At 64.1% G+C, this 26,844-nt stretch carries 23 protein-coding genes, 2 pseudogenes and 1 riboswitch; of the genes and pseudogenes, 17 read left to right on the plus strand and 8 right to left on the minus strand.

Going from position 1 to position 26,844, the window contains the following annotated elements; genetic code table 11:
* Nucleotides 1–75: 75 nt before the first annotated feature.
* The 6 genes from glmM (at nt 76) to FJ973_RS04305 (ending at nt 7,139) form a co-directional block, all read left to right on the plus strand.
* Nucleotides 76–1,428, plus strand: coding sequence for a phosphoglucosamine mutase (glmM, locus tag FJ973_RS04280; protein ID WP_140554924.1), 1,353 nt, complete (start codon nt 76–78; stop codon nt 1,426–1,428).
* Between the two features lie 247 nt (nt 1,429–1,675).
* A complete protein-coding gene (locus tag FJ973_RS04285) occupies nt 1,676–2,509 on the plus strand; it encodes an outer membrane protein (RefSeq protein ID WP_140493269.1) in 834 nt (277 codons plus the stop codon).
* A 184-nt stretch (nt 2,510–2,693) separates the two neighbouring features.
* A complete protein-coding gene (locus tag FJ973_RS04290; protein ID WP_140517559.1) occupies nt 2,694–3,458 on the plus strand; it encodes an outer membrane protein in 765 nt (254 codons plus the stop codon).
* Between the two features lie 202 nt (nt 3,459–3,660).
* Nucleotides 3,661–4,836: a phosphoserine transaminase gene (locus FJ973_RS04295; RefSeq protein ID WP_140517560.1), complete on the plus strand. Its 1,176-nt coding sequence runs from the start codon at nt 3,661–3,663 to the stop codon at nt 4,834–4,836.
* 156 nt (nt 4,837–4,992) lie between these two features.
* On the plus strand, nt 4,993–6,591 hold the full coding sequence (gene serA, locus FJ973_RS04300; RefSeq protein ID WP_140554925.1) for a phosphoglycerate dehydrogenase: 1,599 nt from the start codon (nt 4,993–4,995) through the stop codon (nt 6,589–6,591).
* A gap of 182 nt (nt 6,592–6,773) precedes the next feature.
* Entirely contained in the window at nt 6,774–7,139 is a 366-nt protein-coding gene (locus FJ973_RS04305) for a cytochrome c (RefSeq protein WP_224618070.1), read from the plus strand.
* Nucleotides 7,140–7,203: 64 nt separating this feature from the next.
* On the opposite strand, the gene FJ973_RS04310 is transcribed toward FJ973_RS04305, so the two are convergent.
* Entirely contained in the window at nt 7,204–8,106 is a 903-nt protein-coding gene (locus FJ973_RS04310) for a DMT family transporter (RefSeq protein WP_140554926.1), read from the minus strand.
* Between the two features lie 214 nt (nt 8,107–8,320).
* On the opposite strand from FJ973_RS04310, the gene FJ973_RS04315 reads away from it, so the two are divergent.
* Nucleotides 8,321–9,619 carry an adenylosuccinate synthase gene (locus FJ973_RS04315; protein ID WP_140493285.1) on the plus strand — a complete coding sequence of 433 codons (1,299 nt, stop codon included), beginning with the start codon at nt 8,321–8,323 and terminating at the stop codon, nt 9,617–9,619.
* A 74-nt stretch (nt 9,620–9,693) separates the two neighbouring features.
* Complete coding sequence (locus FJ973_RS04320) at nt 9,694–11,379, plus strand: hypothetical protein (RefSeq protein WP_140554927.1); 1,686 nt, start codon at nt 9,694–9,696, stop codon at nt 11,377–11,379.
* Nucleotides 11,380–11,485: 106 nt separating this feature from the next.
* Here FJ973_RS04320 and FJ973_RS04325 read toward each other — a convergent pair whose 3' ends face one another.
* The 4 genes and pseudogenes from FJ973_RS04325 to FJ973_RS04340 all read right to left on the minus strand — a co-directional run bounded on the left by FJ973_RS04325 (nt 11,486) and on the right by FJ973_RS04340 (nt 14,396).
* On the minus strand, nt 11,486–11,647 hold the full coding sequence (locus FJ973_RS04325; RefSeq protein WP_318012467.1) for a CcdB family protein: 162 nt from the start codon (nt 11,645–11,647) through the stop codon (nt 11,486–11,488).
* A pseudogene (locus tag FJ973_RS04330) lies at nt 11,647–11,888 on the minus strand (type II toxin-antitoxin system CcdA family antitoxin). The gene FJ973_RS04325 and the pseudogene FJ973_RS04330 overlap by 1 nt, the downstream one beginning before the upstream one ends.
* A gap of 44 nt (nt 11,889–11,932) precedes the next feature.
* Complete coding sequence (locus FJ973_RS04335) at nt 11,933–13,750, minus strand: ABC-F family ATP-binding cassette domain-containing protein (protein ID WP_140554928.1); 1,818 nt, start codon at nt 13,748–13,750, stop codon at nt 11,933–11,935.
* Nucleotide 13,751: 1 nt separating this feature from the next.
* Entirely contained in the window at nt 13,752–14,396 is a 645-nt protein-coding gene (locus FJ973_RS04340; protein WP_140554929.1) for a thiamine diphosphokinase, read from the minus strand.
* An 88-nt stretch (nt 14,397–14,484) separates the two neighbouring features.
* Nucleotides 14,485–14,600, plus strand: a riboswitch (TPP riboswitch).
* A gap of 42 nt (nt 14,601–14,642) precedes the next feature.
* Between FJ973_RS04340 and thiB the strand changes: the two genes are divergently transcribed.
* From thiB to FJ973_RS04365, 4 genes are all read left to right on the plus strand, one after another.
* Complete coding sequence (gene thiB, locus FJ973_RS04345; RefSeq protein WP_140554930.1) at nt 14,643–15,641, plus strand: thiamine ABC transporter substrate binding subunit; 999 nt, start codon at nt 14,643–14,645, stop codon at nt 15,639–15,641.
* 237 nt (nt 15,642–15,878) lie between these two features.
* On the plus strand, nt 15,879–17,492 hold the full coding sequence (thiP, locus tag FJ973_RS04355; RefSeq protein ID WP_140554932.1) for a thiamine/thiamine pyrophosphate ABC transporter permease: 1,614 nt from the start codon (nt 15,879–15,881) through the stop codon (nt 17,490–17,492).
* Nucleotides 17,492–18,274 carry a thiamine ABC transporter ATP-binding protein gene (gene thiQ / locus FJ973_RS04360; protein WP_140493309.1) on the plus strand — a complete coding sequence of 261 codons (783 nt, stop codon included), beginning with the start codon at nt 17,492–17,494 and terminating at the stop codon, nt 18,272–18,274. The genes thiP and thiQ overlap by 1 nt, the downstream gene beginning before the upstream one ends.
* Nucleotides 18,275–18,531: 257 nt before the next feature.
* Nucleotides 18,532–19,995: a M48 family metalloprotease gene (locus FJ973_RS04365; RefSeq protein ID WP_140493312.1), complete on the plus strand. Its 1,464-nt coding sequence runs from the start codon at nt 18,532–18,534 to the stop codon at nt 19,993–19,995.
* 72 nt (nt 19,996–20,067) lie between these two features.
* Here FJ973_RS04365 and FJ973_RS31205 read toward each other — a convergent pair whose 3' ends face one another.
* Nucleotides 20,068–20,268: a sigma factor-like helix-turn-helix DNA-binding protein gene (locus FJ973_RS31205; protein WP_246675822.1), complete on the minus strand. Its 201-nt coding sequence runs from the start codon at nt 20,266–20,268 to the stop codon at nt 20,068–20,070.
* Between FJ973_RS31205 and FJ973_RS04375 the strand changes: the two are divergent.
* Nucleotides 20,176–21,321, plus strand: a pseudogene (locus FJ973_RS04375) (M48 family metalloprotease); the annotation flags it as partial. The gene FJ973_RS31205 and the pseudogene FJ973_RS04375 sit on opposite strands and share 93 nt — an antisense overlap.
* Nucleotides 21,322–21,393: 72 nt before the next feature.
* On the opposite strand, the gene FJ973_RS04380 reads toward FJ973_RS04375, so the two are convergent.
* Nucleotides 21,394–22,260 carry an RNA polymerase factor sigma-32 gene (locus FJ973_RS04380; protein WP_140493315.1) on the minus strand — a complete coding sequence of 289 codons (867 nt, stop codon included), beginning with the start codon at nt 22,258–22,260 and terminating at the stop codon, nt 21,394–21,396.
* A 322-nt stretch (nt 22,261–22,582) separates the two neighbouring features.
* Between FJ973_RS04380 and FJ973_RS04385 the strand changes: the two genes are divergently transcribed.
* From FJ973_RS04385 to FJ973_RS04400, 4 genes are all read left to right on the plus strand, one after another.
* On the plus strand, nt 22,583–23,356 hold the full coding sequence (locus tag FJ973_RS04385; protein WP_140493318.1) for an amino acid ABC transporter substrate-binding protein: 774 nt from the start codon (nt 22,583–22,585) through the stop codon (nt 23,354–23,356).
* A gap of 108 nt (nt 23,357–23,464) precedes the next feature.
* Nucleotides 23,465–24,145, plus strand: a complete 681-nt coding sequence (locus FJ973_RS04390) for an ABC transporter permease subunit (protein WP_140550874.1) — start codon at nt 23,465–23,467, stop codon at nt 24,143–24,145.
* The gene (locus FJ973_RS04395; RefSeq protein ID WP_140554933.1) at nt 24,142–24,933 is read left to right on the plus strand and encodes an amino acid ABC transporter ATP-binding protein; all 792 of its coding nucleotides are present in this window, start codon (nt 24,142–24,144) and stop codon (nt 24,931–24,933) included. Before FJ973_RS04390 ends, FJ973_RS04395 begins: the two co-directional genes overlap by 4 nt.
* Nucleotides 24,934–25,044: 111 nt before the next feature.
* On the plus strand, nt 25,045–25,953 hold the full coding sequence (locus FJ973_RS04400; RefSeq protein WP_140554971.1) for a patatin-like phospholipase family protein: 909 nt from the start codon (nt 25,045–25,047) through the stop codon (nt 25,951–25,953).
* A gap of 102 nt (nt 25,954–26,055) precedes the next feature.
* Here the strand turns inward: FJ973_RS04400 and FJ973_RS04405 are convergent, their stop codons facing one another.
* Complete coding sequence (locus tag FJ973_RS04405) at nt 26,056–26,637, minus strand: CarD family transcriptional regulator (RefSeq protein ID WP_006327799.1); 582 nt, start codon at nt 26,635–26,637, stop codon at nt 26,056–26,058.
* Nucleotides 26,638–26,844: the final 207 nt, after the last annotated feature.

Below are 26,844 nucleotides of genomic sequence, written 5' to 3' on the forward strand. Positions count from 1 at the left end.
CGAAATGTGATCGTAGTGCGCCGGCCAATTATGGCATGACGTACCGGGCAAGAACCACCGGGGACACTGACTAGCATGGCAGGAAATTATTTCGGCACGGACGGTATTCGCGGGCGCGCCAACAAGTTTCCAATGACGGCGGAAATCGCGATGAGGGTCGGCATGGCGGCCGGCCTGTCCTTCCAGCGCGGCAGCCATCGTCACCGTGTGGTGCTCGGCAAGGACACCAGACTTTCCGGCTACATGATCGAGAACGCCATGGTGGCGGGCCTCTGCGCCGCCGGCATGGACGTGTTCCTGCTCGGCCCCATCCCGACGCCGGCGGTCGCCATGTTGGTGCGTTCGCTGCGCGCCGATATCGGCGTCATGATCTCGGCCTCGCACAATCCTTATTACGACAATGGCATCAAGCTGTTCGGTCCCGACGGCTACAAGCTCTCCGACGAGATCGAAGAGCGCATCGAGAGCATGCTGGACAAGGATATCGAACTGGCACTCGCCGATTCCGACGGACTTGGTCGCGCCAAGCGCGTCGATGGCGTGCATGACCGCTACATCGAGTTTGCAAAGCGCACCTTGCCGCGTTCGATGTCGCTTTCAGGTTTGAGGATCGTCGTCGATTGCGCCAATGGCGCCGCCTACAAGGTTGCCCCCGAGGCGCTTTGGGAACTGGGCGCCGAAGTGGTGGCCATCAATGTCGAGCCCAACGGCTTCAACATCAACAAGGAATGCGGCTCGACCCATCCGGCAGGCCTGCAGAAGAAAGTGCACGAGGTGCGCGCCGACATCGGCATCGCGCTCGACGGCGATGCCGACCGTGTCGTCATCGTTGACGAGAACGGCGCGATCGTCGACGGCGACCAGATCATGGCAATGATCGCCGAGTCCTGGCACCAGAGCGGGCGGCTTGCCGGCGGTGGCGTCGTTTCGACGGTCATGTCCAATCTCGGCCTCGAACGCTTCCTCGGCGACATGAAGCTGCAATTGCACCGCACCAAGGTCGGCGACCGCTACGTCGTCGAGCATATGCGCGCGCACGGGCTCAATGTCGGCGGCGAGCAGTCGGGCCACATCGTGCTGTCGGACTTCTCGACCACGGGCGACGGCCTGGTTTCGGCGCTGCAGGTGCTGGCCTGCATCAAGCGGCAGGGCCGGCCGGTCAGCGAATTGTCGAAGAAGTTCGAGCCGGTGCCGCAACTCCTCAAGAACGTCCGCATCGCCGGCGGCAAGCCGCTCGAGGAAGCTCCGGTCAAGGCTGCGATCGAGAACGCCCGTCAACGCCTCGGCAAGGCGGGGCGGCTCGTCATCCGGCCGTCCGGCACCGAGCCGCTGATCCGTGTCATGGCCGAGGGCGACGACCCGCAGCTGGTCGAGGCCGTCGTCAACGACATCGTCGAGGTCATCTCGGAAACACGCAGCGCCGCCTGATCTCAGGTGCATTCGGAGGGCCGACGCCGCTCTGATTGCTTAGAAGCCCGCCCGTCCGGCGGGCTTTTGTTTGCCTGCGAAACTGGCTCGAGACATGTGGAACCATCCGAATTCCTCAAATGCTCGAGATTCGTGGTTAATAGACAGGGTTAAATGCCTTTTAACCTTTGCAATTCATTATCCACGCCTGAAAGCCAATCTCATTCGGACGCGACCGCTGTTCCGAGGGTTTCTAGGGGTGACAAGCATGTTCAATACAGCAAGAAAGGCCCTGTTCGCCGCGCTGTTCGCGGGCCTGGCATGGCCGGTGTTCGCGGCCGACCTTCCGGAGCCGGTGGTCGAAGAGGCGCCGCCGCCGGTATACGAGCAGCCAGTCGATGTCGGCGGCTGGTACATTCGCGGCGATCTCGACTACCACAAGTCGAAAGTGCGCGGCATCGATTACACGACCTACACCATCGATCCCTGTAATTGTAACGTCATTCCCGGCGACAGGAGCTTCGATTTCGGCAAGCTCAAGGGCGGCTTCTCGCTCGGCGCCGGCGTCGGCTACAAGATCAACGATCATTTTCGTACGGATTTGACGGCCGATTACTGGTTCAAGTCGAACTTCGACGGCGGAACCTCGGACGCTTTCTCGACGTCGACCGAAGTGTCGAAAATGAGCGCCTTGCTGCTGCTGGCCAACGCCTATGTCGATCTCGGCACTTATCACGGCATCACGCCCTATGTCGGCGCCGGCATCGGCGGCGCGCATGTCAGATGGGACGATGTCAGGGACCCGAACACCACCGAGTTCAACCCCGGTGCGAAAAGCTGGCGCTTTGCCTACGCGCTCATGGCCGGCGCTTCCTACTGCCTGACCGACAAGCTGATCCTGGACGCGGGCTATCGCTACAGCCACATCCAGGGTGGCCGCATGTTCGAGTGGGATATCAGCAGCGCCGGGCCGGGCTTCGACCGCGGCATCGACACGCATGAGGTGCGCGGCGGCCTGCGGTACCAGTTCGGCGGCAACAACGGTTGCGCCGCGCCGACGGTGGCCTATCAGCCCGAACCCGAGCCGATCTACACCAAGTAACATCCGACCATCCAACGGTCCGAAACCGCCCGGCATCAGCCGGGCGGTTTTCGCTTGTCTGGCTGCCCGAAAATCATTCGCTAACGCTCTGTTAGCCTTAACCCCGACTTAACCACTATGGTTAACAATGCTTCCTGAAACGATGGCTGCCGTCTGGTGGCGCCGAAATCGGGAGCAGGGGATCATGAAACTCACATCGCGTATGGCGCCGGTGCTTGCCACATTCGCCATCATGCCGCTGACGCCTGCGCTGGCCGCCGACTATGATCCCCCGGTCTATGTCGACCAGGCGCCCGACTACGTGCCGGTCGAGGTCGGCTCGGGCTGGTATCTGCGCGGCGATGTCTCCTACCTGGTAGAGAAGAGCTTCAAGAATGAGGATTTCGCCTTCACGCCGGCGAGCTTCGACAACGAGGAAGACCCGGTCTTCGCCAGCATCGGCTTCGGCTACCACTTCAACGATTATCTGCGTGCCGATCTCAATCTGGGTTACCTGCCCGGCAACAAGATCCGCATTGGCTATGACGATTCAGCGACCGCGGCAGAGGCGACCCTGGCGTCGGCGTCCCTGAAGAACTATGCCTTTTCAGGCATGCTCAACGGCTATGTCGACCTTGGAACCTATGTCGGCATAACACCCTATCTCGGCGCCGGCATCGGCATCGTCAGGAGCACGCACAAGCTCTCGGCGAGCTATTTCACCGACAATGGCGATCCAACCGACGACTTCGGACTGAGTGACGACAAGACCAAGTATTCCTTCGCTTACACGCTGAATGCCGGCCTTGCCTATCAGGTGTCGAAGAATGTTTCCGTCGATCTCGGCTATCAGTATTTCTCGGCGCCCGACGCCGAATATGTGACGGCCGAGAGCCTGACCTCGTTTCCGGTCCACAAGGGAATCAGCAATCATCAGGTTAAGCTCGGGCTACGCTACGATCTCTGGTAGTAGGCTGGCATACATGAACCCTGGCGGCGGATCTCTTCGGTCCGCCGTTTGCGTTTGAAGCTCACGAGATCCTGATCGCGGGTCGCCAGTATCCTGCCCGCGACAAAAACTTTCCCCTTGACGCCCGAAGCCCGAGCGCATATCGCCGTCCGTGGGCCACCCCTCCCCAACGAGGGGCCACTATCTGGAAGGATAGACCACCATGACGACGCATACGAAGCCCGGACTCCGTCCGGCAAACCCCAATTTTTCCTCAGGTCCCTGCGCGAAACGCCCCGGCTGGTCGGTCGAGGCGCTGAAAGCTGCCGCGCTCGGCCGTTCCCATCGCGCCAAGATCGGCAAGACCAAGCTCGAACAGGCGATCGCGCTGACGCGCGAAATTCTCCAGGTTCCTGCCGACTACCGCATCGGCATCGTGCCGGCGTCCGATACAGGCGCCGTCGAGATGGCACTCTGGTCGCTGCTGGGTGAGCGCGGCGTCGACATGGTCGCCTGGGAGAGTTTCGGCTCCGGCTGGATCACCGACGTGGTCAAGCAGTTGAAGCTTGCCGGTGTGCGCAAGCTCGAGGCCGGTTACGGCGAACTGCCGGATCTCGGCAAGATCGATTTCGACCGCGACGTGGTCTTCACCTGGAACGGCACGACCTCGGGCGTGCGCGTGCCGAACGGCGATTTCATCCCGGCCGATCGCAAGGGTCTGACCATCTGCGACGCGACATCGGCCGCCTTCGCGCAGAAGCTCGACTTCGAGAAACTCGATGTCGTGACCTTCTCCTGGCAGAAGGTGCTGGGCGGCGAAGGCGCGCATGGCATGCTGATCCTGTCGCCCCGCGCCGTCGAGCGGCTGGAGAGCTATAAGCCTGCATGGCCGCTGCCGAAGATCTTCCGCCTGACCTCGGGCGGCAAATTGATCGAAGGCATCTTCAAGGGCGAAACCATCAACACGCCGTCGATGCTGTGCGTCGAGGACTATCTCGACGCGCTCAGCTGGGCGAAATCGATCGGCGGCCTCGATGCGCTGGTCGCCAGGGCCGACGCCAACGCGGCCGTGCTCGACCGTTTCGTCGCGAAATCCTCCTGGCTTGGCCATCTCGCCGTAGAGCCGGCGACGCGGTCGAACACGTCCGTCTGCCTGTCCTTCACCGACGGACAAGTCGCTGCACTCGACGCCGACGCACAGGCGGCCTTCGCCAAGGGTCTGGTTTCAGCGCTCGACAAGGAAGGTGTCGCCTATGACATCGGTTCCTATCGCGACGCGCCGCCTGGCCTGCGCATCTGGTGCGGCGCAACGGTCGAGACCTCCGATCTCGAAGCTCTGCTGCCCTGGCTCGACTGGGCCTTCGCCGGCCAGAAGGCGTCGCTGAAAGCGGCGGCCTGAAACTCAACAGTTATTTTCTGGAACAGCCCTCATCCGGCCGCTTCGCGGCCACCTTCTCCCACAAGGGGAGAAAGATCGGCGCCCGACCTTCTCCCCCGTGGAGAAGGTGCCTGAGCGAAGCGAAGGCGGGTGGGGTAAGCAACAAGGACCAATCCCATGCCTCGCGTTCTCGTCTCGGATAAACTTTCCACCACCGCTGTTCAGATCTTTAGGGATCGCGGCGTCGAGGTCGACTATCTTCCAGATCTCGGCAAGGACAAGGAGAAGCTGCTTGAAGTGATTGACCAGTATGACGGCCTCGCCATCCGCTCGGCGACCAAGGTTACCGAGAAGCTGATCAATGCCGCCACCAGGCTCAAGGTCGTCGGCCGGGCCGGTATCGGCGTCGACAATGTCGACATACCGGCGGCCAGCCGCAAGGGCATTATCGTGATGAACACGCCGTTCGGCAATTCGATCACGACAGCCGAGCATGCGGTAGCGATGATCTTCGCGCTCGCCCGCCAGATCCCGGAAGCCAACGCCTCGACGCATGCAGGCAAATGGGAAAAGAACCGCTTCATGGGCGTCGAGATCACCGGCAAGACGCTCGGCGTCATCGGCTGCGGCAATATCGGCTCGATCGTCGCCACGCGCGGCGTCGGCCTGAAGATGCATGTCGTCGCCTTCGATCCGTTCCTGTCGGACAAACGCGCCGAGGAACTCGGCGTCGACAAGGTTGAACTGGACGAGCTCTTCGCCCGCGCGGACTTCATCACGCTGCACACGCCGTTGACCGACAAGACGCGCAACATCATCGATGCCGCCGCGATCGCCAAAATGAAGGACGGCGTGCGCATCATCAACTGCGCCCGTGGCGGGCTGGTCGTCGAAGCCGACCTGGTGGCGGCGCTGAAGAGCGGCAAAGTGGCCGGCGCCGGCATCGACGTGTTCGAGGCCGAGCCGGCCGAACAGAACGCATTGTTCGGCATGGAGAATGTGGTGGCCACCCCCCATCTCGGTGCCTCGACGGCGGAGGCGCAAGAGAACGTCGCGCTGCAGGTCGCCGAACAGATGGCCGACTACCTGATCAAGGGCGCCGTCTCCAACGCCATCAACATGCCGTCGATCACCGCGGAGGAAGCGCCGCGGCTCAAACCCTTCGTCAAGCTCGCCGAAGTGCTTGGCGCCTTTGTCGGCCAGGTCACCGAGGACCCGATCAAGGAGGTGGAAATCCTGTTCGACGGCTCGACCGCGACGATGAATACGCGCGCGCTGATCAGCGCGGCCCTTGCCGGGCTGATCAGGCCGCAGGTAGCCGACGTCAACATGGTGTCGGCGCCGATCATGGTGAAGGAGCGCGGCATCATCGTCGCCGAGGTCAAGCGCGACAAATCGGGCGTGTTCGACGGCTATATCAAGCTGACGGTCAAGACCGAGCATATGACGCGCTCGATCGCCGGCACCTGTTTTTCCGACGGCAAGCCGCGCTTCATCCAGATCAAGGGCATCAATCTCGATGCCGAGGTCGGCCAGCACATGCTCTATACGACCAATGCCGACGCGCCGGGCATTATCGGCCTGCTCGGCACGGTGTGCGGCGAGAACGGCGTCAACATCGCCAACTTCCAGCTCGGCCGCAACCGGCCAGGGGGCGATGCCATCGCGCTGCTCTATCTCGACGCACCGTTCCCGGAAAAAGTGCTGGAGCAGGTGCGGGCGCACAAATCGATCGATTCGGCCAAGCGGCTACAGTTCGACGTCGGCAGCGTGTAGGGCTCTTCCCGCACAGGCTGCAACTGCACGATCGCGATGCTCCGCGCATCGAGTGTTTTCCGGCAAGCCTAGATGGTCTTGATCGTCCGTCTGAGGATACTTGCCTTCGCGATAGCGGGGCGTCTGCTGCTGACCTTAGCTGCCCCGATGCCTGATCATTTTCGCAGCGTGCAAAGCAGCGCATGGTTTCCCAGGCGCCCAAGCCCGACGAAACCCGCATGGCCGCTGGCGAGGCGATCTACCATGACAATTGCTCGGCCTGCCATGGTGGAGACGGCGCCGGCGCCGGGGCTCTTTTCCCGCCGCTCGCCGGCAATTCGATCGTAGCACAGGCCAGCACCGAAACGCTTGCCCGGGCCGTTCTGGCGGGAAGCCAGGCCGTGCATACGGCCCGCGCGCCGACGACGCCGGCGATGCCCTCGCTGGCGGGGCGCCTGAAGGATCAGGAGATCGCCGACGTCTTCACTTACGTGCGCGGCAGCTGGGGCAACGCCGCCCCGGCAGTCTCGTCCGACGACGTGGCGGCGGTGCGCAAGGAATTGCAGTAGTCCTGCGAATTGCCGGGCGAGCCGACGCTCTCCTTGAAGCTGACGATCGGGGCGCGAAGCGAGTTTACTGGCGCCTCGGCATGGCTGCCTTGCGGCCGCTATATTCGGCAAGCGCGATGCCGCCCAGCACAAGGACGAGCGCCAACGCCTGGTAGAGCTGGAATGTCTCGCCGACGATCAGCACCGATAGCAGGGTGCCGAAGATCGGCACCAGGTTGATGAACAGGCCGGCCCGGTTGGCGCCGATCAGCTCATTGCCCCTGATGTAGAATATCTGCGAGACGACCGAGGCGCCGATCGCAGTATAGACGATCACCGCCCAGCCGCGTGCGTCGGGAACGATGACCTTGCCGGCCGCGATTTCCCATAGGAAGAACGGCAGCGAGGTGACGAGCGCGGCGAGCGACATGGCCAGCATCAGGCTCTGCCATTGCATGGCCGGCTTCAGCCGCAATCCGACCGAATAGCCGCTGTAGAGAATGACCGCGACCAGCATGATGGCGTCGCCGAAATTGAGCTCCAATGTCAGCAGCCGGCGCGGATCGCCGTGGCAGGCGGTCAGGATGACGCCGAAGATCGTCAGCACCACGCCGGCGATCTGCGCCCAGTTCACGCGCAGGCGGAAGAAGATGAAATTGGCTACGATGATCAGGATAGGCATTGCCGCCTGCTCGATCGAAACGTTGATCGCGGTCGTGTAATTGAGCGCCGTATAGAAGATCGTGTTGAACAAGGTGAAGCCGCTGGCGCCAAGTGCGGCGAGCACGAACCAGTGCCTGCGCACGACGGGCCAATCTCTTTTCAGCGCATTCCAGCCGATCGGCAGCAGGATCGCTACCGCCAGCACCCAGCGCAGGAAGACCAGCGTCATCGGTGAGACGTGATGGACCGCCAGCTTGCCGGCCACCGAGTTGCCGCCCCACAGCAAGGTGGTGAGCAGCAGGAACATGTAGGCGCTTCGGTGCATGGCGGGTCGCAGCGGGGAGGAGGTGAATGGGGCGTGCCTGCCGGCCTATTGCCCCCGCCTGGACAAGTAAATGATGTCAAAGCTGAAAATTGTTGTGCCTCAGCCCATTTTCGGCGGCAAAGAAAGGTCGCATCGGCCTGCTCTTGACGTTATAGAGGCCTGTCGTTTCGAACCGTATCCAAGCCGCGCGGCGGCGCCTCGAAGGAAAAGAAACATGGCCAATGTGGTGGTCGTCGGCTCGCAATGGGGTGACGAAGGCAAGGGCAAGATCGTCGACTGGCTATCGGAGCGCGCCGATGTCGTGGTGCGTTTCCAGGGCGGCCACAATGCCGGCCACACGCTGGTCGTCGACGGCAAGGTCTACAAGCTGTCGCTGTTGCCGTCGGGCGTCGTGCGGCAGGGCAAGCTGTCCATCATCGGCAATGGCGTCGTCTTCGATCCGCACGCATTCGTTGCCGAAGTGGCGAAGCTCAAGGGGCAAGGCGTCGAGGTAACGCCGGAGCGCCTGAAAATAGCCGAAAACACAGCGCTTATCCTGTCCCTGCACCGGGAACTGGACGGCTTCCGCGAGGACGCCGCCTCAAATTCCGGGACCAAGATTGGCACGACCCGCCGCGGTATCGGCCCCGCCTATGAGGACAAGGTGGGCCGGCGCGCGGTGCGGGTGATGGATCTGGCGGATTTGGAAACACTACCCTTGAAGGTCGACAGGCTGTTGACGCATCACAATGCACTGCGTCGCGGCCTTGGCCATGCCGAAGCCACGCATGACGCGGTCATGCAAGAGCTGACCTCGGTCGCCGGCGAAATCCTGCCCTACATGGACCGGGTCTGGAAGGTGCTCGACGACAAGCGCCGGGCCGGCGAGCGCATCCTGTTCGAGGGCGCGCAAGGCACGCTGCTCGACATCGATCATGGCACCTATCCGTTTGTCACCTCGTCCAACACCGTCGCCGGCCAGGCGGCAGCCGGTGCCGGCGTGGGCCCGGGCGCCATCGGCTATGTGCTTGGCATCACCAAGGCCTATACGACGCGCGTAGGCGAAGGTCCGTTCCCGACCGAGCAGCAGAACGAGATCGGTGAATTCCTCGGCACGCGCGGCCATGAATTCGGCGTCGTCACCGGCCGGAAGCGCCGCTGCGGCTGGTTCGACGCGGTGCTGGTGCGCCAGGCCGTCGCCGTCAACGGCATCAAGGGCATTGCCCTGACCAAGCTCGATGTGCTTGACGGGCTGGACGAGATCAAGGTCTGTACCGGCTACCGCCTCGACGGCGAGACGATCGACTATCTACCCGCCAGCCAGGGCGCGCAGGCCCGCGTCGAGCCAATCTACGAGACGCTGGAGGGGTGGAAAGGCACCACCGCCGGCGCGCGCAGCTGGAACGACCTTCCGGCCCAGGCCGTCAAATATGTCCGCCATATCGAGGAGTTGATCGGCGCGCCGGTCGCGCTCCTCTCCACCAGCCCGGAACGGGACGACACGATACTTGTGACCGATCCGTTTCAAGACTAGTTTCTCAAGCCTTTCCGGGCGTTGCGGCTGATTTGCGGAGGCCGGCCCGGAGCACAATACAGGTCGACTGACGCATGGCGAAAGATTTCGTTTCTGCTCTGAGGGATACGATAAACAATTTTGGCGATCCTACGCCGGAGCTGCGGGCCAAAGTCTACGACAAAGCGCGCTCGACGATTGCAAAGAAGATTGCCGAGCGCGAGCCGCCGCTTTCGCCGTCGGAAGCCGAAAGGCAGAAGCGCGGCCTGGAAGACGCCATATCGAGGCTCGAGCGCGAATATGCCAAAAGCGTGCCGGAGACCGATCCGCTTGCCGAACTGGAGCACATATTTTCCTCCATCGATCGCAACAAGAACCAGTCGAACCATACCAAACAGCCGGTAAAGGCGGAGCCGGCCTGGCCGGCAGCGCCTGCCTCGAAGGCTGAACCCTACAAGCCGCCGCCCCCCGCTCCGGAGCCCGACATCTCCAGGCCTGCATCGCCCGCCGCCGAGGTCGAGCCGAACTGGCAAAAGCCCGTACCGGTGCAGCCGGCCCCGGAGTTCGACGACAGGGCTCAGCCTGGCATGGATGTGGGTCAGGACGACGAGCATGCCGATGTCTTTGCGAGCGACGAAGAGGCTGCGGCCGCCGACACTTTCCAGCGCTTGCGTCCGGCTGAACGCAAGCGCAGCTATGGCGGGCTGATTGCCGCTGCCGTTGCGTTGCTGGTCATTGCCGGCGGCGGCTATGGCATCTGGCTGAACAAGGATGCCTTCGGCAAGATGCTGGGTCTGGGCGGCGGCAGCAAGGTCGCGACGACCGAGCCGGTCAAATCGACACCCGCCAAGCCGGCGAGCGATGCGGCGGCAACGCCCCCGGCACCTTCGGCTAGCGGTGCCGAGCCCGAAGGGACACCGAAGTTCACTCAAAGACTGACACCGCAAGGAAGCGAGGTCGATCCTGGCCCGGCCGGCGGACAGAGCGGCGTGGGCGAGGGCGAGTCCGTCGCGGCGCTGACGACGCCGCCTTCAGCCACGACCACCCCGGCCTTGTCGGCTCCGGCAGGAGGCACGCCGGCCGCAGGCGCGCCCGCCGGGACCACGCCCCCTGCACCGGGCGCTGCGCCGGCGGCGCCACCCGCCAATGGGACCGCACCCGCGGCGCCGGCTGACAACGCCGCCACGCCGCCCTCGCCTGCCGGTGCGCCGACGCAAACCTCTCTGCCGGTCGGCCAGAAGGCGATCTTCTATGAGGAGCGCACCAGCACCGCGCAGGGTTCGGCCGAGCCGGGCAACATCGTCTGGTCGCTGGTGCAGGAATCGCCCGGCGGCGACCTGCCGCCTGAGCCGGCGATCCGCGCCGAGGCGACCATTCCCGGCAAGGACATCCAGTTGCGCATGACCATCCGCCGCAACACTGACCAGACGCTGCCGGCCAGCCACATCATCGAGATGATCTTCCTGACACCCGACGGTTTCGAAGGCGGCGGCGTCGACAACATCCTGCGCGTGGCCATGAAGAGTTCCGAGCAGGATGCCGGCAGCCCGCTGATCGGCATTCCGGCCAAGATCGCCGACGGCTTCTTCCTCGTCGCGCTCAACGATACCAAGGCCGACGAGGACGCCAACCTGACCTTGCTTCGGGGACAGGACTGGATCGACGTGCCGGTCGTCTACAAGACCGGACGACGAGCGTTGCTGACGATGGAAAAAGGCATTCCCGGCGAGAAGGTGTTCGACGAGGCGATCAAGGCTTGGCAGGCGAAGACGGCGGGCTGAGCCGACGGCAACGGTCGGCTCCGGTCAGAAGCCTTGGAACAGCATGTCGAGCGCGGCGACGATGTCGTCGTGGTGCTTGGAGAGATTTCCCTCGGCATCCGGCAATTCAGTGGCCATCAAGGCAGAGCCGGCGGCCAGGAACGGGGGCTGTGTCGGGCGGCATCAACGGAATGACGACTCTCGTGTTCAGCCTCTCAAGAAGGTCGGACTGAACATCGACAAGGTAACCACTGCCTCCGGCATTCCGATAGAGATCGTAACGGGCCATCAAAACAGCGGGCGTGTGGCCAATGGCAACCCGTTCCGCTCGACATAGGCGTTGGAGCTCACAATCGCCTCAAAGTTCTCCTCTTGCCACCGACGCGTTTTTCCGCCGCGATGGCCTTCGCAATACCTGCCTCGGCGGCGCGCGAGAGATTGATACCCGACGCTTTGGCGTCTTTGATCAGCTGAGCGTCAATGGATGTATTGACAGACTTTCGCTGAGGTTTTGTCGTCGATTGAAGCACGGAGACAGCCCTCTTTTAAGCGCATAACGTAGCGTATACCATCCTCACCCCTCCATCTCCTCGCGCAACATCTCCAGTTCGAGCCACTCTTCCTCCAGTGCCGCCAGTGTCGCGCGCTCCTTGTCGAGGGCGGCGATGGTCTTCTGGAACGAGGCCGGATCGCGCTCGTAATAGGCCGGATCGGCGATGTTGTTCTCCAGCCGCGAGATCGAGGCTGTCACCGCCTCGATCTTCTTGGGCAGCGATTCCAGCGCGAATTTCTGCTTAAACGAGAGTTTTTTTGCCGGGGCTTTGGCGGTGGGGCTGTCCGCCTTCGCCGTCGGTACGTCGCTTGCATCCGCCTTCGCGCGCGCCTTGCGGTCGTCGAGCCTGGTACCGCCGCGCTGCGCCAGCATGTCGGAATAGCCGCCGGCATATTCGACCCAGCGACCGCCGCCGTCCGGCGCGATCACGCTGGTCACGGTGCGGTCGAGGAAATCGCGGTCGTGGCTGACCAGGATGACCGTACCGGCAAAGCCGGCGACCAGTTCCTGCAGCAACTCCAGCGTTTCCATGTCGAGATCGTTGGTCGGCTCATCGAGCACCAGCAAGTTCGCCGGCCGGGCCAGCACGCGCGCAAGGATCAGCCGTGCCCGCTCGCCGCCCGACAGCTCGCGCACCGGCGTGCGTGCCTGCTCCGGCTTGAACAGGAAGTCCTTCATGTAGGAGACGACGTGGCGCTGCTCGCCATTGATGACAAGGTTCTCGCCGCGCCCGTCGGTGAGATATTGCGCCAGCGTTTCCTGCGGATCGACCGCCTCGCGCTTCTGGTCGAGCGTGGCGATCTCCAGATTGGTGCCGAGCCGCACCGAACCGGCATCCGGCTGCAATTCTCCGGTCAGCATCTTCAGAAGCGTCGTCTTGCCGGCGCCGTTCGGCCCGACGAGGCCGATGCGGTCGCCGCGCTGGATGCGGGTCGAGAACCCCTTGACCACGGTGAGGTCGCCAAAGCTCTTCTCGATGTTCCTGGCCTCGATCACCAGCTTGCCGGATTCGGCGGCGTCGCTGGCCACCATGGTCGCTGTGCCTTCGGCGCCGCGATGGCCGCGAAAACGCTGGCGCATGGTCTGCAATTCGCCCAGGCGGCGCATGTTGCGCTTGCGCCGCGCCGTCACGCCATAGCGCAGCCAGTGTTCCTCGCGCACGATCTGGCGGCCGAGCTTGTGCTGTTCGCGCTCTTCTTCCTCAAGCACCTGGTCGCGCCATTCCTCGAAATGGCCGAAGCCCTTATCCAGCCGGCGCGTCTGGCCCCGGTCGAGCCACACGGTGGCGCGCGATACGCGCTCAAGGAAACGGCGGTCGTGCGAGATGACGATGAGGGCCGAGGAGGTGCGGACGAGTTCCTCTTCCAGCCATTCGATCACCGAGAGATCGAGGTGGTTGGTCGGCTCATCGAGCAGCAGGATATCAGGCTCGGGCGCCATGACGCGGGCAAGGGCGGCGCGCCTGGCCTCGCCGCCGGAGAGGTCGCCCGGCTGCTCCTCGCCCGAGAGGCCGAGGTGCTCCATCAGGTAGCTGGCGCGATAAGGATCGTCGGCGGGACCGAGGCCGGCCTCGACATAGGCGCGCACGGTTGCGAAGCCGTCCATGTCGGGCATTTGCGGCAGATAGCGGACGGTCGCCGATGGCTGGCGGAACACCTCGCCGTCCTGCGGCTCGATCAGGCCGGCGGCGATCTTGAGCAGCGTCGACTTGCCGGACCCGTTGCGGCCGACCAGCGCGATCTTGTCGCCGGCCGACGCAGCCAAGTCGGCGCCGTCGAGCAGGGGCGTGCCGCCGAAGGTCAGTTTTATTCCGTCGAGATTGAGAAGAGGCGGCGCCATGTCAGCTTTCTGGCAAGGGATAGGGATGGGCGAGCAGCAGCGCGCGGCCCGCTCCCAGCGCGATCTCGAGCCTGCCCTTGACCTCGTTGGAGATGGTCAGCGACGAGCCGAACGCGACCTTGACGCGGTCAAGCGGCCATTTCGCACCGGCGACGGTCAGCCCTGCAAGCTCGGAAAAACCCAGGATCGAGAACAGGGTGCCGTCGGCATAGTCGAAGCGGGCCGTGCCGTGCGCCAGGGGCACGGCTTCCTGCGCGCCGCTGGTCAACAGCACCTTTGTCCCGGCCCCGGCCAGCCGCAGGGCGAGCGCCATGTGCAGGAAGGCATGGTCGGCGCGCTTGCCGCCGAAGGCGCCGGCAAGCACGAGGCTGGTCGCGCCGCACTCCAGGGCGGCCGATATCGCGAGTTCGCCATCGGTGGCGTCCTTCTCTGCCGGGAAGGTTCGGCGCGGCACGGCGGCCAACTCATCCGGCAGGCCGGCGGGCACGGAATCGAAATCGCCGACCCACAGTTCCGGCACAAGGTCGAGCGTGCTTGCATGGCCGATGCCGGCATCGGCGGCGACGACGCGGGTTCCCTCGACCTGACGGTCGAGCCGTGGCGTGCGGATGAGATCGCCGCCAAGCAGGATGGTGAATGTGCTCATATCGTGTGGCCCTTACCAGCCCGGCAGCGGAAACGGAAGGCCGGCAAACAGCCACTTGCGCGGTTCACCGGCCGGGCCTATGTGTCGAGGCGCTCTAACGGGGTGCCGGACGCGATATTTCGCGGACCGGCTGAGAGGCAGTCTCGCCAACCCGCTGAACCTGATCCGGTTTGTACCGGCGGAGGGATTAGACGTTTCGGACAGTCCGACGCCTCAATTCCTTTAACCCGAACGAAGGAGGCGCCGATGCGCACGCTTTTATACGCCCTTGTCTCTGCAATGGTCGTGGTTCTGTCCGGGCCGGCCTTAGCCAAGGACAAGCTCACCGTCTACACTTATGAGAGCTTTACCGCCGACTGGGGCCCCGGCCCGGTGGTGAAGAAGGAATTCGAGGCCGAATGCGGCTGCGATGTCGACTTCGTCTCGGTTGCCGACGGCGTCGCGCTGCTCAACCGCGTCAAGCTGGAAGGGGCCGCGACCAAGGCCGACATCGTGCTTGGCCTCGACACCAATCTCACCGCCGATGCCAAGGCCACTGGCCTGTTTGCGCCGCATGGCGCCGTGACCGGGCTCAATGTGCCGGGCGGCTGGAACGACGACATCTTTGTCCCGTACGACTATGGCTATTTCGCCGTCGTCTATGACACGCAGAAGCTGAAGACGCCGCCCAAGAGCCTGAAGGAATTGGTCGAGGGCAGTGCCGACGACAAGATCGTTATCCAGGATCCGCGCACCTCGACGCCGGGCCTCGGCCTGCTGTTGTGGGTGAAGTCGGTCTATGGCGACAAGGCGCCGGAGGCCTGGGCCAAGCTCAAGGCGAAGGTCTTGACCGTGACGCCGGGCTGGAGCGAGGCCTACGGCCTGTTCACCAAGGGCGAGGCGCCGATGGTGCTGTCCTACACGACCTCGCCCGCCTACCACATGGTTGCCGAGAACACCGAGCGCTACCAGGCCGCTTCCTTCGAGGAGGGCGAGTATCTGCAGATCGAGGTCGCCGGCATCACCACGACGGGAGCCAAAAATCCGCTGGCGGAAAAGTTCATCGCCTTCATGACCGGGCCGAAATTCCAGGATGCCATCCCCGAGACCAACTGGATGTTCCCGGCCGGCAAGACCGACAAGCCGCTCAATCCGGCCTTCGACAGACTGGTCAAGCCGACCAAAACCTTGCTGTTCAGTCCCGAGGAGGTCGCGGCCAACCGCAAGGCATGGGTGGATGAATGGCTGGCGGTGATGAGCAAGTAGTTTGGTCGTATGATCGAATGATGAGTGCTCTACGGCGCCCTCCTCTGTCCTGCCGGACATCTCCCCCACGAGGGGGGAGATTGGCCGTCACGACGGCTTTCGCCAATTGGCGACGTCACAGGAGAGGGTGGAGCGCTGAAGCAGCCAATCTCCCCCCTCGTGGGGGAGATGTCCGGCAGGACAGAGGGGGGCGCGAAGGAACGCGACGCTCGCTAAAGATCCTTTGGGCGGCCCAGCGTGCAGCGCGCGTCTGACCCCCGCATCTCCGCCGGCATCCTCGCGCTTGCGGCGATCGCGCTGCTGATCGGCGGCGCGTTTGCGGGTCTTCTTTTCGAAGGCGCGAACGATTTCTCCGGAGCCTGGGCAGCCTTCGATCCTTATCTCCTGCGCGTCGTGCGCTTTACGTTGTGGCAGGCGGCGCTTTCGACGCTGCTGTCGGTGGCGCCGGCCCTGTTCGTGGCTCGCGCGCTGTCGCGGCATCCGCACTTTCCCGGCCGCGGCTTCATCCTGCAGCTCTTCGCCCTGCCGCTGGCGCTGCCGGCGATCGTGGCGGCGCTCGGCATCCTGGCGCTCTATGGCCGCGCCGGCTATTTCGCCGGCTTTCTTGGTGCCGTCGGCGGTTACAATTGGCCGGGCATCTATGGCCTCTCCGGCATCCTCGTTGCTCATGTCTTCTTCAACCTGCCGCTGGCCACGCGGCTGTTCCTCGAAGCGCTGCAAACCATCCAAGCCGATCAATGGCGGCTGGCGAGCCAGCTGGGTATGGGTGCCGCACCGGCTTTCCGGCTGATCGAGTGGCCGACACTGCGCGCCGCTCTGCCGGGCGTCGCCGGCCTGGTGTTCATGCTCTGCATCACGTCCTTCACGATCGTGTTGACGCTGGGCGGTGGCCCCGGCGCGACGACGCTGGAGGTCGGCATCTACCAGGCGCTGCGTTTCGATTTCGATCCCGCGCGGGCGGTGGCGCTGACGCTGCTGCAGATCGCGCTGACCTTTGTCGTGGTGCTGGCGTTGACGCGGCTCGGCGCCAACACCACCGGTGACGCCAATCTGCCGGTGGCGCCGCGCCGCTACGTCTCGGCCGGCAGGACCGAGACCGCGCTGAATGCCGCGCTCGTCGTGCTGGCCCTTTTGTTCGTCGCCGGGCCGATGACGGCGACGCTGATGTCAGGCCTCGGCGCCGACCTCGGTCGTCTCGCCGGCGAAGCGGCGGTGCGGCAGGCGACGCTGACCAGCGCCGTGCTGGCTTTCCTGTCGGCGCTGCTGTCGGTTGCGCTGTCGCTTTCGCTCACCATGGCGCGCCGCGTGCTGGCCCTGAAGCGCCGCTCCGGTCCGCGGACCGTGCTCGAACACGCCACCGACACCGGTGCCGGCTTCGTCCTGGTCGTGCCGCCCATCGTCATCGGCTCCGGCTGGTTCCTTCTGCTGCGCCATTTCGGCGATGTCTTTGCCATAGCCCCGGTCATGGTCGTCACTGTCAATGCAGTCATGGCGATGCCTTTCGCCATCCGTGCCATCCGCCCCGCCTATGATGCGGCGAGCGAGCGCCATGAGCGGCTCTGCGCGCTTCTGGGAATAGCGGGCTGGGCCCGGTTGCGGCTGGTCGACTGGCCCTCGCTGCGACGGCCGCTGGCCACCGCCTTCGCGTTTGCCATGGCGCTGTCGCTTGGCGATCTCGGCGTCATCGCATTGTTCGGCAGTGATTCCGTGCAGACCTTGCCCTACCTTCTCCTGGCGCGCATGGGCAGCTACCGTACCGAGGACGCCGCCGGCCTGGCGCTGCTGCTCGGTCTGGTCTGCCTTGCGCTTGTGGTGGCGGCGAGCGGGCTGGGAAGGGGAGAACGAGACTGATGGCTGCGGGCGCCACCAATGGTGCGACAAGGGGAGCCGAGGTGCGGCTGGACACGGTCTCGTTCAGCTACGGCGACGCGCCGCTCGTTTTCGATGTCGATTTCGCCGCGTCGAAAATTACCGCCATCATGGGGCCGAGCGGCTCGGGCAAGTCGACGCTGCTCAATCTGGTGGCGGGCTTCGAGACGCCGCAGGCTGGCCGCGTGCTGATCGGCGGCGCCGATGTCGGCGCGGCGCCGCCTTCGGCGCGGCCGGTGTCGATGGTGTTCCAGGAAAACAATCTTTTTGCCCATCTTTCGGTCGAAGAGAATGTCGGGCTCGGCCGCTCGCCCTCGCTGCGGCTGACCGAGGCCGACCGCGCTGACATCGCGGAGGCGATCGCGCGCACCGGCCTCGCGGGCAAGGAAAGACGCCTGCCGCGCGAACTTTCGGGAGGCGAACGCCAGCGTGTCGCATTGACGCGCGTGCTGGTTCGCAACCGCCCGGTGCTTCTTCTGGACGAGCCTTTCGCTTCACTCGGACCGGCCTTGCGCGACGACATGCTCGATCTTGTCGCCGACGTGCATGCCGAGCGGGGCATGACGCTGCTGTTCGTCACGCACCAGCCACAGGACGCACGCCGTATTTGTGAGGAGGTGGTGTTCCTCGACAACGGCATGGTTGCCGCCAAGGGCAAGGCGGATGATTTCTTTGCCGGGGCTGGTCCTGAAGTTTTCCGGCGCTATGTTGGGACAAGCGCCTGGGAGGCTGGATCACGAGATATTGCCCGGAAGCGGACATAATTTACGCTCAAACCGGCTCCTGGCGACGGGGCGATTGCTTGCCATGACAGAGGTAGTGTGGCTAGGTCCGCCCCGTACCGGTCCGGTGCAGGCCGTGATTTGCCTGCGGCATCCGCCGCGCGTTGGTATGGCGTGGATGCTGTAATGCTTTGATTTGCGCATGAGCCCTTGCGAGGATCGCCCCGATTTTCGCGGGCATGCGCCAGACCCGAAAGGAAGCCGTTCTGCCGACCGGCACGGAAAGACCAAGAGGGAAAATGCTGGCGCGCTTTCTGGCGCTGGCTGGCTTTGTCGTAGCCCTGGCAAGCTGCCAGATGTTCACACCTCCGGAAGTCCAGGAATCCGGCTTCCAGCCTTCCGACAAACCGATCACGGTCGACAATGTCGCGGCCAATAACAAGTTGGCCGAACTGGCCAAGGCGCAGCATCCACGCATCCTGGCGACCTATGGCGGCGAATACTCCGATCCCAAGCTCGAGCGCATGGTCGCCAAGGTCGTAGGCAGCCTGACGGTGGTGTCGGCCAACCCGACCCAGACCTATCGTATCACCATCCTCAATTCGCCCAACGTCAATGCCTTCGCACTGCCGGGCGGCTACCTCTACGTCACGCGCGGCCTGCTGGCCCTGGCCAATGATTCGGCCGAGCTCGCCGCCGTCATCGCGCATGAGATGGGCCACGTCACCGCCAACCACGGCCTGCAGCGCCAGCAGCTCGAGGCCGAGGAGGGGCTCGCCACCAAGGTTGTTTCCGACGTGCTCGGCGACAGCCCGACCGCCAAGGCGGCGCTGATCCGCGGCAAGCTGAGACTGGCGCAGTTTTCGCGCAACCAGGAACTGGAGGCCGACGCGATCGGCATCAAGTCGATCGGCGAAGCCGGCTACGATCCTTACGCCGCCGGCCGCTTCTTGCAGTCCATGTCGGCCTACACCGATTTCCGCTCGATCAGCGGCGCCACCGACGCCAGCCTCGATTTCCTGGCAACGCATCCCAATACGCCGCAGCGTATCGACCTTGCGCAACGCCATGCCCGCCAGTTCGGCCCGCCGGGCGTCGGCACCCGCGATCGCGACGCCTTCCTCGCCGGGATAGACGGCCTGCTCTACGGCGACACGCCGGAAGAAGGCTATGTGCGCGGCGAGACCTTTCTGCATCCGGGCCTGGGCGTGTCCTTCTCGGTGCCGGAGGGCTTCATCATCGACAATTCGGCCGCCGCCGTGACGGCGACCGGGCCGGGCGACATTGCGATCCGCTTCGACGGCGTGTCGATCGACAAGAACCGTGCGCTGACCGATTATATCAGGAGCGGCTGGGTGGCCGGTCTCGACGACGCGAGCGTCAGGCAGGAAACGATCAACGGCAACGAGGCGGCGACGGCGCATGCAGGCGCCGAAGGCTGGCAGTTCGATATCGCGGTAATCCGCGCCGGCGGCCAGGTCTACCGGCTGCTGACGGCGGCACCATCCGCCAGCACGTCGCTCGACACCGTGGCGCGTTCCGTCAGCGGCTCGTTCCGCATTCTGAGTGCCGCCGAAAAGGCGGCGCTGAAGCCGCTGCATATCCGCGTGGTCACCGTCCAGCCGGGGCAGACGATGGGTTCGCTTTCGGCGCAGATGGTCGGCGTCGACCGCAAACTCGACCTGTTCCGGGTGCTCAACGCGCTGTCGCCGGGGGCTGCGGTTTCGGCCGGCGACAAGGTCAAGATCGTCACCGACAAATAGCCGATAGTCGGCGCTGACCCGCTCTCCCGTTTTTGGGACGAGAAACTTCTAGGTAGTTTTCCCGGAATGGATTTAGGCGGCGGTGGCGAGGAATTCCGGGTTCTGCTTCACCAGCGCCACTTTCAGCTTTTCCATGGCGCGGGCCTCGATCTGGCGCACGCGTTCCTTGGAAATGCCAAGGCCTTCGCACTGCCGGGCGGCTACCTCTACGTCACGCGCGGCCTGCTGGCCCTGGCCAATGATTCGGCCGAGCTCGCCGCCGTCATCGCGCATGAGATGGGCCACGTCACCGCCAACCACGGCCTGCAGCGCCAGCAGCTCGAGGCCGAGGAGGGGCTCGCCACCAAGGTTGTTTCCGACGTGCTCGGCGACAGCCCGACCGCCAAGGCGGCGCTGATCCGCGGCAAGCTGAGACTGGCGCAGTTTTCGCGCAACCAGGAACTGGAGGCCGACGCGATCGGCATCAAGTCGATCGGCGAAGCCGGCTACGATCCTTACGCCGCCGGCCGCTTCTTGCAGTCCATGTCGGCCTACACCGATTTCCGCTCGATCAGCGGCGCCACCGACGCCAGCCTCGATTTCCTGGCAACGCATCCCAATACGCCGCAGCGTATCGACCTTGCGCAACGCCATGCCCGCCAGTTCGGCCCGCCGGGCGTCGGCACCCGCGATCGCGACGCCTTCCTCGCCGGGATAGACGGCCTGCTCTACGGCGACACGCCGGAAGAAGGCTATGTGCGCGGCGAGACCTTTCTGCATCCGGGCCTGGGCGTGTCCTTCTCGGTGCCGGAGGGCTTCATCATCGACAATTCGGCCGCCGCCGTGACGGCGACCGGGCCGGGCGACATTGCGATCCGCTTCGACGGCGTGTCGATCGACAAGAACCGTGCGCTGACCGATTATATCAGGAGCGGCTGGGTGGCCGGTCTCGACGACGCGAGCGTCAGGCAGGAAACGATCAACGGCAACGAGGCGGCGACGGCGCATGCAGGCGCCGAAGGCTGGCAGTTCGATATCGCGGTAGTCCGCGCCGGCGGCCAGGTCTACCGGCTGCTGACGGCGGCACCATCCGCCAGCACGTCGCTCGACACCGTGGCGCGTTCCGTCAGCGGCTCGTTCCGCATTCTGAGTGCCGCCGAAAAGGCGGCGCTGAAGCCGCTGCATATCCGCGTGGTCACCGTCCAGCCGGGGCAGACGATGGGTTCGCTTTCGGCGCAGATGGTCGGCGTCGACCGCAAACTCGACCTGTTCCGGGTGCTCAACGCGCTGTCGCCGGGGGCTGCGGTTTCGGCCGGCGACAAGGTCAAGATCGTCACCGACAAATAGCCGATAGTCGGCGCTGACCCGCTCTCCCGTTTTTGGGACGAGAAACTTCTAGGTAGTTTTCCCGGAATGGATTTAGGCGGCGGTGGCGAGGAATTCCGGGTTCTGCTTCACCAGCGCCACTTTCAGCTTTTCCATGGCGCGGGCCTCGATCTGGCGCACGCGTTCCTTGGAAATGCCAAGCGTCTCGCCGAGCGCTTCGAGCGTCGCGCCCTCGTCGCTCAGCCGACGCTCCTCGATGATGCGCAGCTCACGCGCGTTGAGTGCGGCAAGCGCCGCCTTCAGCCATATCGAGCGGCGTTCGATATCGATGGTGTCGCTGACGACCTCGTCGGGCAAGGGATCGTCCGACACGAGGAAGTCCATCCGCTCGGTCGCGCCCCCATCGTCGGCAAGCGGGACATTGAGGGAGGAGTCGGGCGCCGAGAGCCGCGAATCCATCAGCGCGACATCGGCTTCGGAGACGCCGAGGGCCGCTGAAACCTCGCGGTACAGCGTCCTATTCGACAGCGGCTCCGCGGCGCCGTTCGCCAGCCGGGCGCGCAGGCGCCGCAGGTTGAAGAACAGAGCCTTTTGCGCCGAGCTGGTGCCGCCGCGCACGATCGACCAGTTGCGCAGGATGTAGTCCTGCATCGAGGCCCGGATCCACCAGGTCGCATAGGTCGAAAACCGCACTTCGCGCTCCGGCTCGAAACGGGCCGCAGCCTCGAGCAGGCCGACATGGCCCTCCTGGACCAGATCGCCAAGCGGCAGGCCGTAATGACGGAATTTGGAGGCCATGGAAATGACCAGGCGCATATGCGCCACGGTGATGCTGTGCAGCGCGTTCTGGTCGTTGTCCTTTTTCCAGCGCAGCGCCAGCCGCAACTCCTCGTCGCGTTCGAGATAGGGAGCCCTCATTGCCGCGCGGACCATGATCCGTCCTGCCGTGTCTTCCATCATGAGGCACTCCCTGGCTCTGGCGATACGGATGTCATTTCGAAACCCGGCAGCCGCTCGACTTGAAATGACGGCGTCCTGCCCTACAACGAACGCAAAACGTGCCATGCGCGGGAAAGGTTCCGCCGCCGGCGGCGCGGCGTGGAGGCTGCGCGAAAAAACTCCGGGCGGGTTCGAGGCACCGCCAGAAACGTCAGTGGTAGAATCCGATTCCGAATAATGGATGTTTTTGAAATCTCATTCCTTATTTTTTCAACTCACATCTGTCAATTTCCAGCGCTCACACACCATGCCGGATATCAGGCTAGGACGGGATCACAGAAAAATGAAATGGCTCAAGTCGCTCATCGTCGCCGGAACTTTGCAGGTTCTGGCTGTTACCGCAGGCTATGCCGGCGCCAATCTCGACCAGATCAAGCAGGCCGGCGTCATCAAGGTCGGCACGGAGGGCACCTACGCACCCTTTACCTATCATGATGCCGGCGGAGCGCTGGTCGGCTTCGATGTCGAAATCGCCAAGGCGATCGGCGACAAGCTCGGCGTGAAGGTAGAGTTCCTCGAGGGCAAATGGGACGGGCTGATCGCGGGCCTCGATGCCAACCGCTATGACGCGGTCATCAACGAAGTCGGCATCACCGACGCCCGCAAGGCGAAATACGATTTCTCCGACCCCTACATCGCCTCCAAGGCAGTGCTGATCGTGCGCGGCGACAATACCGACATCAAGAGTTTCGCCGATCTCAAGGGCAAGAAGTCGGCGCAGTCGCTGACTTCGAATTTCGGCAAACTGGCCGAGGCCAACGGCGCCGAACTGGTCGGCACCGACGGGTTCGACCAGTCGATCCAGCTGCTTCTGACCGGCCGCGCCGACGCAACCATCAATGACAGCCTGTCCTTCCTCGACTTCAAGAAGCACAAGCCGGATGCCAATGTGAAGATCGCGGCCCAGGAAGAGAACGCCGACTATTCCGGCGTCATCGTTCGCAAGGGCGACCCGGAACTGGTTGCCGCGATCAACAAGGCGCTGGCCGACATCAAGGCAGACGGCACCTATCAGAAGATCGCAGACAAGTATTTCGGCCAGGACGTTTCGAAGTAATTTACGGCCGGGCCGTTGGCGGCCCGCGCGACATCGCCCGGCGGCGGACCGTTTTGACGGCCCGCCGCCTTTCGCGTGATATACGGCAGTCGCAAGAAGGAGCCTTTCGTGCCGCACTGGCTGCAACTCATGCTGGAATCGCTGCCTTCGCTGCTATGGGCCGCGTTGATCTTCACCGTACCGCTGACGCTCCTGTCCTTTGTGCTTGGCTTGAGCGTCGGTCTCGGAACCGCGCTGATCCGGCTCTTCGGGCCAATGCCCCTGGTCGCGGTGGCGCGCTTCTACGTGTGGATATTCCGCGGCACGCCGCTCCTGGTGCAGCTGTTCCTGATCTTCTACGGCCTGCCCTCGGTCGGCATCTTGCTTGACGCGTTTCCCGCGGCGTTGATCGGCTTCACGCTCAATATCGGCGCCTACTCGTCGGAAATCGTTCGCGCGGCGATAGGCGCGGTGCCAAAGGGGCAATGGGAGGCGGCCTATTCGATCGGCATGACCTGGAGCCAGGCGATGCGCCGCACCATCTTGCCGCAGGCCGGGCGCGTGGCGGTGCCGCCGCTCTCTAACACCTTCATCTCGCTGGTCAAGGACACGTCGCTGGCCGCCGCCATCACCGTGCCGGAAATGTTCCAGGCCGCGCAGCGCATCGTCGCCACCACCTATGAGCCGCTGATCCTCTATGTCGAGGCGGCTATCCTCTATCTGGCGATGAGTTCGGTGCTGTCGGCCTTGCAGACGCGGCTGGAGGCGCGGCTCAATCGCTATGGCGGGTTCCTGGAGGCGCGCTCGTGATCGACCTTGCCAACATCGAAAAGCGCTTCGGGGACAATCTCGTGCTGAAGGGCGTGACGGTTACCATCGCCGAAGGCAGCGTCACCGCGCTGGTCGGTCCTTCGGGTGGTGGCAAAAGTACGCTGCTGCGCTGCATCAACCTGCTTGAGATCCCAACTTCGGGCACAGTGCGTATCGGCGATCAGGCGCTGGAGTTCCATCCGGGAGCGAAGGTGGCGGCCCGGGACATTCAGCGGCTGCGGCTGCAGACCGGCATGGTGTTCCAGAACTTCCAACTGTTCCCGCATCGCACCGCGATCGAGAACGTCATGGAAGGGCTGGTGACGGTGCTGAAGTGGCCCCAGGCACGGGCGCGCGAACGGGCGCTCGCGCTGCTGGAAAAGGTCGGCATGGCGCACAAGGTCGATGCCTGGCCGGCAACGCTGTCGGGCGGCCAGCAGCAGCGGGTAGCGATCGCCCGGGCGCTGGCGCCGTCGCCAAAGGTGCTTTTGTGCGACGAGCCGACCTCCGCGCTCGACCCGGAACTGGCGCAGGAAGTCGTAGACGTGCTCGGCCGGCTCGCCAGCGAGGGGACGACGATGGTGATGGCCACGCACGATCTGCGGCTTGCTTCAAAGATCGCTCGCGAGGTGGTGTTCCTCGAGGCCGGCATTGTCGTCGAAAAGGGCCCCGCGGCGGTGCTGTTCGGCAATCCGGAGCGCGAACGGACAAGACGGTTCATCGCGACGCTAAAGCAGGAAATGGCGGAGAAGGAGGGTGGGGGAGAAGGCGGCAATTTCTCGTCCTAGGCCTGCGCTGCGCTTGCTCCCTGCCGGGCATTTATCCTCGTGAGCCGCCGTCAGGCACGGTGTTTCTATTTCGATGGACGGGCGTGTCCATGCGCTGCAATAGTGGGGCCGATGGTTCGCAACGTTGCTCTTGTTCTCGGTGGTGGCGGGGCCGCCGGAAATGCCTGGCTGATCGGCATCATCGCGGGCCTCGCCGAAGCTGGTGTCGATCTGACCGAGGCCGCCGATCTGGTGATCGGAACCTCGGCAGGCGCCAATGCGGCAGTGCAGGTGCGCAGCGGCATACCGCCGGGCGAGCTGCTGGCGGCGGTGCTGTCCCCGCTGCCGGTTCAACCGGCCGGACCGAGCCGTCAACCGCCATTCCCGTCGATGGATAGTGTGTTCGAGCGGATGCGTTCCATTTCCGCCGCCGCTACCTCGGCAGCCGATCTGCAACGGGCGATGGGCGCATTCGGATTGGAGAGCGATGCCAAATTCGGACCTGAAGTGGCCAAACAGCGGCGCGCGCTGGTCGCCGCCAGATTGCCTCGCCATGAATGGCCGGAAAGGCCGATGATCTTGGTGGCCGTCGACGCGCTTACCGGTGAACTGGCTGCGTTCGACCGCGATTCCGGCGTCGATCTGGTTGACGCGGCCACCGCGAGCACCGCGCTGCCCGGTGCGGGGCCAACGCACAGCATCAATGGCGTCCGCTACATCTCCGGTGGCGTGCGCTCCGCCGATAATGCCGACCTTGCCTCGGGCTATGCGAACGTGATCGTGCTCTCGCCGTTCAGCGGACGGAGCGGGCCGCTACCGGAAGGCCAGTTCGAGGGCCTGCGCAGACCGCCGGGCGCGGACCTTGCAAGCGAGGTCGAAGCCCTGCGCCAGCAGGGCAGCGAGGTGGTGGTGATCACGCCTGACGTCGATTCCCGCGCCGCAATGGGCACCAACCAGATGGATCTGGCGACCCGCATCCCCGCGGCCCGTGCCGGTTTCGCCCAAGGCAAGAAGGAAGCGACCCGCGTAACGTTCCTGTGACGATTCCACGCCCAGGGGCGTGCACCAACTTTCCAAATATTGCCTGCAACAAAAAACCCGGCGCAAGGCCGGGTTTTTCAAAAACTCAAAAGGCGCAAGGCCTCAGGCAGCTTCTTCCTGCTCGGCTTCCTCATTGTCGGCCTTGGCGCCGCGCTTAGGGCCCTTGTTGAGATTGACCTCGATCAAACGCACGGCTTCGGTTTCCGACATGCGGTTGACCGCGGCGATCTCACGGGCCATGCGGTCGAGCGCGGCCTCGTAGAGTTGGCGTTCGGAATAGGACTGCTCCGGCTGGTTGTCGGCGCGGTAGAGGTCGCGAACAACTTCCGAGATCGAGATCAGGTCGCCGGAATTGATCTTGGCATCATATTCCTGCGCGCGACGCGACCACATGGTGCGCTTGACGCGGGCGCGGCCTTGCACGACCTTCAGTGCGCGTTCGACATAATCCTCTTCCGACAGCTTGCGCATGCCGATCGAGGTTGCCTTGGCGACCGGCACCTTGAGGCGCATCTTGTCCTTCTGGAAATCGATGACGAACAGTTCCAGCTTGTGCCCGGCCACTTCCTGCTCGTCGATCGAGACGATCTGGCCGACACCATGCGCCGGATAGACGATGTACTCGCCGGTCTTGAAACCGTGACGTGCAGCGGTGGACTTCTTCTGCGGGGTGATCGTTGCCATTACGCCCTGAACTCCTTGTTGTGGGCCGGCGGCGGTGCCGGCTGAACTCGCGCGATCGGGTTACCGATCATTAGCCGCACAACAGATGAACCCACCGGAAAAGCCGGGACCGGCAAACCGCACGATTGCGATCGCCTGGCCCAGATCGCTCTGGTCCGATATGGGATTTTCACCTTTCAGTGATTTGGGGCGTTAGCGCCATAAATC

Origin of the sequence: Mesorhizobium sp. B2-1-3 (genome assembly GCF_006442495.1) — a bacterium.
Classification (GTDB): domain Bacteria; phylum Pseudomonadota; class Alphaproteobacteria; order Rhizobiales; family Rhizobiaceae; genus Mesorhizobium.